9 protein-coding genes are annotated in these 9,251 nt (G+C 32.6%); 8 read left to right on the top strand and 1 reads right to left on the bottom strand.

All coding sequences use genetic code 11. The features are described from left to right. Positions 1-601, top strand: a 601-nt coding sequence (locus tag VLC96_RS18135) for an ABC transporter ATP-binding protein (protein ID WP_325265185.1), incomplete at its 5' end; no start/stop codon positions are given. Positions 602-686: 85 nt separating this feature from the next. Here VLC96_RS18135 and tatA read toward each other — a convergent pair. Further along, positions 687-860 carry a twin-arginine translocase TatA/TatE family subunit gene (gene tatA, locus VLC96_RS18130; protein ID WP_325265183.1) on the bottom strand — a complete coding sequence of 58 codons (174 nt, stop codon included), beginning with the start codon at positions 858-860 and terminating at the stop codon, positions 687-689. A 330-nt stretch (positions 861-1,190) separates the two neighbouring features. Here tatA and VLC96_RS18125 point away from each other — a divergent pair, with 330 nt between their 5' ends. The 7 genes from VLC96_RS18125 (at position 1,191) to VLC96_RS18095 (ending at position 9,174) form a co-directional block, all read left to right on the top strand. After that, positions 1,191-1,586: a peptidase gene (locus tag VLC96_RS18125; RefSeq protein WP_325265182.1), complete on the top strand. Its 396-nt coding sequence runs from the start codon at positions 1,191-1,193 to the stop codon at positions 1,584-1,586. 65 nt (positions 1,587-1,651) lie between these two features. Then, entirely contained in the window at positions 1,652-3,139 is a 1,488-nt protein-coding gene (locus VLC96_RS18120) for a GH3 auxin-responsive promoter family protein (protein WP_325265180.1), read from the top strand. Between the two features lie 20 nt (positions 3,140-3,159). After that, on the top strand, positions 3,160-3,888 hold the full coding sequence (locus VLC96_RS18115) for a carbon-nitrogen hydrolase family protein (protein ID WP_325265179.1): 729 nt from the start codon (positions 3,160-3,162) through the stop codon (positions 3,886-3,888). A 241-nt stretch (positions 3,889-4,129) separates the two neighbouring features. Next, positions 4,130-5,809, top strand: a complete 1,680-nt coding sequence (locus VLC96_RS18110; RefSeq protein ID WP_325265178.1) for a DUF6909 family protein — start codon at positions 4,130-4,132, stop codon at positions 5,807-5,809. Between the two features lie 257 nt (positions 5,810-6,066). Then, positions 6,067-7,050 carry a UDP-glucuronic acid decarboxylase family protein gene (locus VLC96_RS18105; RefSeq protein ID WP_325265176.1) on the top strand — a complete coding sequence of 328 codons (984 nt, stop codon included), beginning with the start codon at positions 6,067-6,069 and terminating at the stop codon, positions 7,048-7,050. Next, positions 7,050-8,402: an exopolysaccharide biosynthesis polyprenyl glycosylphosphotransferase gene (locus VLC96_RS18100; RefSeq protein WP_325265174.1), complete on the top strand. Its 1,353-nt coding sequence runs from the start codon at positions 7,050-7,052 to the stop codon at positions 8,400-8,402. Before VLC96_RS18105 ends, VLC96_RS18100 begins: the two co-directional genes overlap by 1 nt. 1 nt (position 8,403) lies before the next feature. Beyond that, a complete protein-coding gene (locus VLC96_RS18095; protein ID WP_325265172.1) occupies positions 8,404-9,174 on the top strand; it encodes a glycosyltransferase family 2 protein in 771 nt (256 codons plus the stop codon). Positions 9,175-9,251 lie beyond the last annotated feature (77 nt).

The following is a 9,251-nucleotide window of genomic DNA, read 5'->3' as shown; positions in this document are numbered from 1 at the left end:
AAACATCAAAGGACCAGGTCCGGATCGAGGAATCGTTTTTCAAAACTATTCGTTATTACCATGGTTAACGGTAGAAAACAACATTTTTCAAGCGGTAGATTCGGTTATGAATTGTTCCAAAGAAGAGAAACATATGATTGTAAAAAACAATCTCAAAATGGTAAATTTACTCCAACACAAAGACAAATTACCAGGACAACTTTCGGGCGGGATGAAACAAAGAGTAGCTATCGCCAGAGCGTTTGCAATTAATCCTGGCGTGTTATTGATGGACGAACCTTTTGGCGCTTTGGATGCTTTGACTAAAGGATCAATGCAACTCGAAGTTTTGAAATTGTGGAACCTGAACAACCGCGAAAAAACCATCGTGATGATTACCCATGATATTGAGGAAGCTTTGTTTTTGTCTGACCGAATTGTCGTTTTGCATAACGGTCCGGCTTCGACTATTCGGGAAATTGTTGAGGTAAATTTGCCAAGACCGAGAAATAAAATCGAAATTGTAAAAACCCCGGAATATATCGAACTACGAGATCATTTATTGCATCTTTTAACCGATCATTTCTCAATCGAAGACATGGGTGTGACCTATAAAAATTAGTTAATTTTGGTCAATAAAAAAATTCCAGATTCCCTTAAAAATATAAAGGAATTTGGAATTTTTTTATAAATTATTTAAAGAAAAACTATTCTTTAGTTTCGTCTTTTTTATCTGCTGACTGATCTTCTTTGGCAGCGTTTTTAAATTCTTTAATACCAGTACCTAAACCTTTCATTAATTCTGGAATTTTTTTACCTCCAAACATTAATAATATAACTCCAATAATCAAAAGTATTTCTGTAACTCCTAATCTTCCCATGATAGAATAATTTATGCCGTAGCAAATTTGTAATGAATCTAAGGTGCAAAGGTATATAGAATAACTATATAAGTTTTCATTTTGATACATTTATTTATCTGTTTTAGCGTTAAATATTTTATAAAATTGTCAGGCTATCAGTCGAAACACTCGATCAAGTCTAGTGTTTACAAGACTTTTAATTATTATATTTGTGACTTAAACTGTAGCAAGATGTCTAGTAATCGATCAAAAAGAAAGAAATTTTGGAAGAGATTATTAATCAAAAACCGATTAATAATTTTGAATGAAAACACTTTTGAGGAAATTTTTTCTTTTAAATTGAATATAATGAGTGTTTTTGTTTCGCTTACATTGGGAGCAATTTTTCTGATTTCGGCAACGACACTATTGATTGCTTTTACGCCTTTACGAGAATTTATCCCCGGTTATTCATCATCAGAATTAAAACGAAATGCAACGCTCCTGGCGTTAAAATCTGATTCGCTTTCCAAAGCCTTAAAGAAAAACGAACTCTATATTCAATCCATTCAAAAAGTTTTAAACGGAGAATTAGAATATGCTAAGTTTAATAAAGATTCAATTCTCTCGAGCGTTGAAGAAGCACCAGAACCAGTGGATTTGTCTGCTTCTAAAAATGAAATGGAATTGAGAGAAAGAGTGAAAGAAGAAGAAAAAATAGATGCGAAATCTCAAAAAGGAAAAGTTAAAAAGAAAACAAAGTAAATCAGATTTCAATTATTTTATCAAAATAAAATAACATTGCAATTATAAAATAAAGCCCAAAAAGAATGTCACTAAAATCGGTTGCTGCAAAAATATTTGCAAAGAGAATATACAAAAAGACACAAGCCTGGGCCAATTCCCCTGTGGAAACCCAAAAAAGAGTGTTTTTGGATTTAATAGAAGCTGCAAAAGAAACACAATTTGGAAAAGATCATCATTTTGATCAAATAAAAACATACGAAGATTTTTCTAAACAAGTTCCAATTCGGGATTACGAAGGCTTAAAATCGTATGTTGATAGAGTGGTTAAAGGCGAGAAAAACATACTTTGGAAAGGGAAACCCTTGTATTTTGCAAAGACTTCTGGAACAACCTCGGGAGCGAAATACATTCCGTTGACAAAAGAATCCATGCCGTATCATATCGAAGCCGCCCGGAATGCCATTTTGCATTACATACATGAAAGCAAGAATGCCGATTTTGTAAACGGAAAAATGATTTTCTTGCAAGGAAGCCCTATTTTAGAAGAAAAGTACGGAATTAAATTAGGCCGCTTGTCGGGAATTGTAGCGCATTTTGTTCCGAAATATTTGCAGAAAAACAGATTACCATCTTGGGAAACCAATTGCATCGAAGATTGGGAAACCAAAGTAAATGCTATTGTCGATGAAACCATCAACGAAGACATGACGGTGATTTCGGGAATTCCTTCTTGGGTTCAAATGTATTTTGAAAAACTACAGCAAAAGGCTGGAAGACCTGTTGGAGAAATTTTCAAGAACTTCAATTTATTCATTTACGGAGGTGTCAATTTTGAACCTTATCGAGCCAAATTTGAAAACTTAATTGGTAGAAAAGTAGATAGTATAGAGCTTTTTCCAGCTTCCGAAGGATTTTTTGCCTACCAAGATTCCCAAAAAGAAAAGGGAATGTTGCTATTGTTGAATTCTGGTATTTTTTATGAATTTATTAAAAGTGAAGATTTTTTTAACGAAAATCCAAAACGCTACACGATTGGCGAAGTAGAACTTGGGGTAAATTATGTGTTGATTATTTCTACCAATGCTGGACTTTGGGGTTATAATATTGGCGATACTGTTCAATTTACCTCTTTAAAACCATATCGCGTGATTGTTTCGGGACGCATTAAACATTATATTTCTGCTTTTGGAGAGCATGTTATTGGTAAGGAAGTCGAATGTGCTTTACAGGAAGCAATGGAAGGAACAACGGTTAGAGTTAATGAATTTACAGTTGCACCACAGATTACACCTGCCGAAGGATTGCCTTATCACGAATGGTTCATAGAATTTGAAAACGAACCAGAGGATTTTCAAACTTTTGCGGAAGCGCTAGACAATGCGATGCGAAAACAAAACATTTATTATGATGACTTGATCGTTGGTCATGTTTTGAGAAAATTAGTGATAACCAAAGTGGCTAAAAACGGTTTTCAGGAATACATGAAATCAATAGGGAAGTTGGGTGGCCAAAATAAAATTCCAAGACTTTCGAATGATCGGAAAATTGCATCAGCGTTAAAAGTAAATTAGTTATTAAAAAAGATAGCATAATGAAAATTTCAGTAGCACAGACAAGGCCAATTAAAGGAAATATTTCTGCAAATATTGATGCACATAAAAAATTAATTCAGCTCGCTATCTCAAACAAAGCTGATGCTATCTTTTTTCCAGAACTTTCTATAACTGGTTATGAGCCTGAATTAGTTAAGGATTTAGCAACCAATCAAGATGATCCAATATTTGATGATTTTCAAAAAATAAGCGACGAAAATAAAATCACAATTGGAATTGGTGTGCCCACAAATACAAGTTTAGGGATACAAATAAGCATGATTATTTTTCAACCAAATCAGGCACGGCAAACGTATTCAAAACAAAAATTGCATTCTGATGAATTCCCTTATTTTATCGCAGGAGATAAGCAAATTATATTGGGAGTGAACAATAAAAATATCGGTCTTTCAATCTGTTATGAAAGTATGCAATTCGATCATGCTGAACATGCCACCAGTCTTGGCGCAGATATTTATTTGGTAAGTGTTGCCAAAACTCAAGAAGGCGTCAATAATGCAGAATCTCATTATCCATTAATTGCAACAAAATTCGGAATGCCAATTTTAATGTCTAATTGTGTTGGTTTCTGCGACAATTTTGAAAGTGTTGGACAAAGTGCCGTTTGGTCAAAAGATGGGCAATTATTGAATCAACTTGATGACCAACTTGAAGGAATTCTAATTTTCGACACCGAATCAGAAGAAGTTATTAAACAGACATTATAGAATTAAATTACCATTAATTTAAGGCTCAACAATTCCCAATTGTGCAGATTTTACCTTTTATTTTCCTATCTTCGTTAACAGAAAATACTCTAAGTTTCCTATATTTTTTCAAGGAAATGAGAGTTATTTATAAGTACTATGAGATAGGATTTCAAACCATTGTAGTTTCAAAATGAAGCATGAAGTTTGAATACTATTCCTTTTGTACTTATTAATTTAAAAGATTAAAAAAGTAATAAAAATGAAAGACGCAAAAAACATATCCAGATCCAGAGCACACGAATCATCGGCAGCAATTGAAAAAATGTACATCACAATGCGCCATCTTTTTAATAGAGGTTTTTACAAACCAATGGGAGTTTCCGGAGATACTTTGAGAGAAGCTCTATTAGCATTAAGACCCGAAATTTATGGAAATATTGCCGAAGAAAAGGTAGAACTAAATGGACTTTTGTACGTAATTGAACGCCTTCCAATTGGAATCGAAGAGTGCCGTTTTATTAATTTAACTTCGGATGAAGGGTATTCTAAATCTCATTTTAAAGCCATTGTTCCGCCAAAAAGACGCCGTAATTGCTACCGAATTGATGAGGAGCAAATGAATGTTGAAATTACCAGAGGACGCTCTGATATTTATGATATTTTAACGCATTTGACATTTATTTTTATTGAATCACATAAAATAAAAAACAGAGTTTTACAGGATGATGGGGGAGAAGTTTCCAGAGATTGGATTAAACTTGAAATGGCAGTTTCGCAAAGTAAAAAACTGACATTAATAGAAAAAGAAAAAGCCATTTCTCATGCTGCCAATATTTTAGCAAGAACCTTCGAAGAAGTTTTGAATATTTATGATGCTTTTGGAACAGAAACTGCTCCGGATCGATTCTTGCATGTAATTTATTGGCTGGGAAAATTAGCTATTGAAGAAGTTATTGATAACACTAAAAGAACCATTACTTTCAGCCCAGTTTTGAGAGAACGTTTAGGGCATCATATTCACGGCGAAATTTGGGCAAATAACATTAAGGAAGTTCTACAAGCAAATGACTTATTAGACAGGCCTATTCATGTAATTAGTGCCAATATGCATTCGGTGATGAATTCAATTTTTGCTACGCCTCATTTAAAAACGAAATTCAAAGACAAATCCGATTTCTTTATTTATGAAGAGTTGAGTAAATCCGGAGCTAATGAAGTTCGTAGTCAGGTAGAAGCTTTGGCTCTGAAACAAGGAATGATTTTTTTACCAGATTCATCAGGGACTAATATTGATGTTCAAATTTTTGATACAGCCAAAATAGATTGGTCCAAAACTGCTTTCCCAAAAGCTAAATTTGGAGATAAAAAACCAGTACTTATTGTTATGGATTATGCTTTTGGCGAGCAAGCCTACGAAACAATAGACGAATTGCTAAGACCTTATAAAAAAGAAATTCTGCTACAAGTCGAATCGGTTTCAATTATGGGAAAAGCAGGAATTCTCGCAGGAGGAAAGGGAGACATTATGATTCCGAATGCCCACATCAACGAGGGAACAGCTGATAATTATTTCTTCAAAAATGAATTGACTCCTGAAATGTTTGAAGGTAATGATATTGATGTGTATGCTGGTCCAATGGTTACAGTCCTTGGAACATCTTTACAAAATAAAGATTTACTAAAGTTTTTTCATGAATCTACTTGGGGTGTTATAGGACTAGAAATGGAAGGTTCCTATTACCAAAAAGCGATTCAGGCAGCGTCTAAAATCAGAAAAAGCGTTCCTTATGACATCAAAGTCAGATATGCTTATTACGCATCAGATAATCCATTAGAAACAGGAAGCACTTTGGCTTCCGGAGGACTGGGAACAACAGGTGTAAAACCAACATATCTGATTACAATTAAGATTTTGGAACAAATTTTTAATATGATATAAAGTTTGCAGAGTGTAATGGCTATGTATTGAGATAGATTAAAAAAATAAAATATTTAATTGTTAATCATTTTTGCTTAAAATTAAAAGGTAAAATATTTTAGTACATTTGCGACCATTACAAAATTTTAAGTAAATGATGAATTTTGCATATTTTGCACTTTGGAAATAATGCCAAAAATGTGAAGTAAAAAATTCATACTCCGACTGAAATAACCAATAGGAGTAATCATATTCTGCTTAAAAAGCAACTATTATTTATGAAAAGAATACTTATTACTGGTGCTGCAGGATTTTTAGGATCTCATTTGTGTGACCGTTTTATAAAAGAAGGTTATCATGTAATTGGAATGGATAACCTCATTACTGGAGATTTAAAAAATATAGAACATTTATTCAAATTACAGCATTTTGAGTTTTATCATCATGATATAACCAAGTTTGTACATGTTCCAGGAAAGTTAGATTATATCCTGCATTTTGCATCGCCAGCAAGTCCTATTGATTATTTGAAAATTCCAATTCAAACCTTAAAAGTAGGTTCGCTTGGGACACATAATCTTTTAGGTTTGGCTAGAACTAAAAAAGCCAGAATTCTTATTGCTTCAACATCTGAGGTTTATGGAGATCCATTGGTTCATCCACAAACAGAGGAATATTATGGAAATGTTAATACTATTGGACCACGAGGAGTGTATGACGAAGCCAAACGTTTTCAGGAATCGATAACAATGGCGTATCATACTTTTCACGGTGTAGAAACTAGAATTGTTCGAATTTTTAATACTTACGGACCAAGAATGCGACTCAATGATGGTCGTGTTATTCCTGCTTTTATTGGACAAGCTCTTCGTGGCGAAGACTTGACTATTTTTGGCGACGGAATGCAAACGCGTTCATTCTGTTATGTTGATGATCAGGTAGAAGGAATTTTCAGGTTATTGCATTCAGATTATGTGTATCCGGTAAATATTGGAAATCCTGACGAAATCACGATTAAGGATTTTGCTGAGGAGATTATTAAATTGACAGGAACAAATCAAAAGGTAGTTTATCACCCTTTACCAATAAACGATCCTATGCAGCGCCAACCTGATACCACTAAAGCAAAAGAATTATTAGGCTGGGAAGCCAAAGTAAGCCGTGCCGAGGGAATGAAAATTACATATGATTATTTTAAATCTTTATCCAAAGATGAATTATCCAAGGAAGATCATAAAGATTTTTCAAAGTACATTTTTTAGTGAAAACCAAAACAGGAAGATATTCAGGATATATTAGACCTTTTTCACGCCTATTAGATTTGATTATTATCAATTTTTTTACGGCGTATTTTTCTGGTGTTCCTATTTTTCAAAATTTTTATGCTTTTTTCATTAGTTCCGCGTGGTTAATTATTGCTGCTTATTTGGGATTTTATGAGGTTTACCGTTATACGAAAGTAATTTCTATTTTAAATTGTACTCTAAAACAAGCCATTGCTTTTACAGTATGTTGTTTTGCATTCGCCTTTTTTTACACTCAAAAGTACAGTTTGATTGAAATTATTAAGTTTACATCACTATCTGTTACGCTTATACTCATTTTTAAATTGTTTATTTATTTCTTTTTGAGAAGATTCCGAATTCTGTTTGGAGGAAATTCAAGAAGTGTAGTACTTGTAGGAGAAGATAAAAGTGTTGATCCGTTGAAGCATTTTTTTGAAGAGAATCCCGATTATGGATATAGATTGGTTAAAGTATTTAATTTGGATCATCATGATACAATTTACATCAAAGAAATTTTTTCTTTTATTGTAGATCATAACATTGACGAAATTTATTGTTCAATGGAAGATTTGTCATCTAAACAGGTAGAAAAATTTATTTCTTTTGCTGATAACAATTTGAAAACACTAAAATTTATCCCAGATCAAAAGCAATTACTTTCTGTAAATACTGTTTTCGAATATTATGATTATATACCAGTCATTTCGCTCAGAAACATATCTCTTGATGATTCTGTAAATAAAATTATAAAACGTTTTTTTGATATTGTTTTTTCTTTAGTAATTATAATTGGCTTATTATCTTGGTTAATACCTGTTTTAGGAATTATAATAAGATTAGATTCCAAAGGGCCACTATTTTTTGTACAAAAAAGACATGGTTTGAATAATCAGGTATTTAATTGTTTTAAGTTTAGATCGATGAAGGTTAATGATCGCGCAGATATTGAATTGGTTTCTAAAAATGATACCCGAATAACAAGAGTAGGCAAATTTATCCGCAAAACAAGTATTGATGAATTGCCACAATTTTTTAATGTTTTACTTGGAGATATGTCAGTTGTAGGACCAAGGCCTCTTATGTTAAGTGTTGGTAATTTATATGCGGTTAAAGTAAATAAATTTTTGGTGCGCCATTTTGTAAAACCAGGAATCACTGGTTTGGCTCAGACCAAAGGTTTCCGTGGAGAAGTTGAAACAGATAAAGACATTATAAACAGAGTACGATATGATATTTTTTATATCGAAAAATGGTCGTTATTGTTAGATCTTAAAATCATTTTCAACACGATTTATATTACTTTAAAAGGAGACGAAAAAGCATATTAGTATGGAGACATCTTTAGTATCTATAATTACGCCTTCTTTCAACTCTGAAAAATTCATTGCAGAAACAATTCAATCGGTTCAAAATCAAACTCATCAAAATTGGGAAATGATTATTGTTGACGATTGTTCAACAGATCAAACGGTTTCAATTATCGAAGATTTTGTAATTAGAGATAGTAGAATTAGACTTTTCAAACTCGAAAAGAATTCAGGCGCTGGCATTGCCAGAGAATTGGCTTTGTCAAAAGCAAATGGTGATTATATTTCTTTTCTGGACGCTGATGATTTATGGAAACCTTTAAAACTCGAAAAGCAGCTTCAATTTCTAAAAGACAACAAAACTCACTTTACTTTCTCTTTCTATGATTGTATCAATGAAGAGGGAAATTCATTAAATAAAAGGGTAGAAGCACCACGAAATCTTTCCTATCAACAATTGTTTTTTTGTAATTATGTTGGTAATCTAACCGGTATTTATGAGACGAAATATTTTGGAAAAATAGCTATTTCATCTACTCGAAAACGCCAGGATTGGGTGGTTTGGCTTACTATTTTAAAAAAAATAAAAATAGCAAAGCCAGTTCCTGAAAGTTTAGCTTTTTATCGCATTCGTGACAATTCATTATCTGCATCTAAAACCAATTTGTTAAAACACAATTTTGCGGTTTATCGAACATTTCATGGTTATAATTTGTTTGCTTCTTTGTTTATAATGATTGGATTTTTATTTACACAATTATTGATAAAACCTCGATATATAAAGAATATTTAACGATCATTCTTATAACCAATTTTTGTTCTTGGTTTTTCATCTTCTTTTTTCTCGATCAATTCATCCAGATAGGAAAA

This window comes from Flavobacterium sp. (genome assembly GCF_035456085.1).
Taxonomy (GTDB): domain Bacteria; phylum Bacteroidota; class Bacteroidia; order Flavobacteriales; family Flavobacteriaceae; genus Flavobacterium.
The sequence above is the reverse complement of the archived record's forward strand: the minus strand, read 5'-3'. Positions and strand labels throughout refer to the sequence as shown.